Origin of the sequence: Nafulsella turpanensis ZLM-10 (assembly GCF_000346615.1) — a bacterium.
In the GTDB taxonomy this organism is placed as follows: domain Bacteria; phylum Bacteroidota; class Bacteroidia; order Cytophagales; family Cyclobacteriaceae; genus Nafulsella; species Nafulsella turpanensis.
Map to the genome: position 1 here is coordinate 1 of NZ_ANNU01000094.1, position 861 is coordinate 861.

Genomic DNA, 861 nt, shown 5'->3' on the forward strand with positions numbered 1-861 from the left:
GGTGATAAAATAAGGAGAAATTAACCTGTAGAACTACCGCGTTGTGCAACGGCTACTGTGGTTAGGCTTAGTCTTCATCATTTATCTATATACAATGTTTTTTCTTGAGAGAAGGCCGTCCCTGTAAAGCTTTTAACTTTCGTTCCTTTTTTCTCATATCGGTTTTTGTAAATAGCTTTCAATTTATAACTGCTCCCTTCCTTTATTTCTAATTCTTCTGCATCCATATCAGCATTAAAATAATTAATGTAATCTCTGAGGTCTATCAATTTGAGTCTTACTGAAGAATTAGGCCTTATTTTTACAAAATCATTTATATCTGAAAGTACAACATTGTTCTCAACATACATTGGTGCAACTGGTTTAGGGTCAAATTTTAGACTTACAACTGCTCCATCAAAGGGTCCATTTATACCATTTGGATAAAGGTCACTAATTAAATCAATCTCCTTTGGTACATATATTGATTTCTTTGTTCTATTCCTTATGTCCAAATACAAATAAAAAGGCTTCTCTAACGAAAGAGTATCGGATTCCATTATCAATTCAACCTGAATAGATAAATTATCATCGTCACCGTCCATCCCTGCTTCAATATCTTGAGCAAAAATGGTCGTCCAGAATAAAGAAGTGACAATGTATGTTAACCAATATTTCATCATGAGATTCTGAGTAACGTTTTTACAAAGGGGTCAAAACTGCATTCTGAGGCACTTTTAGATCCTTCAGCTTATCGTCCAATTTAGCTATTTGTTTTTGAAGTTCGCGCACTTTTCTTTTTCGTTTTTGGTCCAGGTACTCGTACAGGTCTGGTGGATTGAAAGGCTGGTGCTTTACAATCATGTTCCATATGATGATGGC

At 35.0% G+C, this 861-nt stretch carries 2 protein-coding genes; both read right to left on the bottom strand.

Annotated features, from left to right (window positions below; genetic code table 11):
- Window positions 1–77: 77 nt before the first annotated feature.
- Window positions 78–662, bottom strand: coding sequence for a hypothetical protein (locus F752_RS0123130; protein WP_017734121.1), 585 nt, complete (start codon window positions 660–662; stop codon window positions 78–80).
- Window positions 663–681: 19 nt separating this feature from the next.
- Window positions 682–861, bottom strand: a 180-nt coding sequence (locus F752_RS26770) for a hypothetical protein (RefSeq protein ID WP_236614066.1), incomplete at its 5' end; no start/stop codon positions are given.

Bases quoted from the DNA above. Each gene is read 5' to 3' on its own strand.
- F752_RS0123130 (WP_017734121.1), bottom strand. From the start codon at position 662: ATGATGAAATATTGGTTAACATACATTGTCACTTCTTTATTCTGGACG.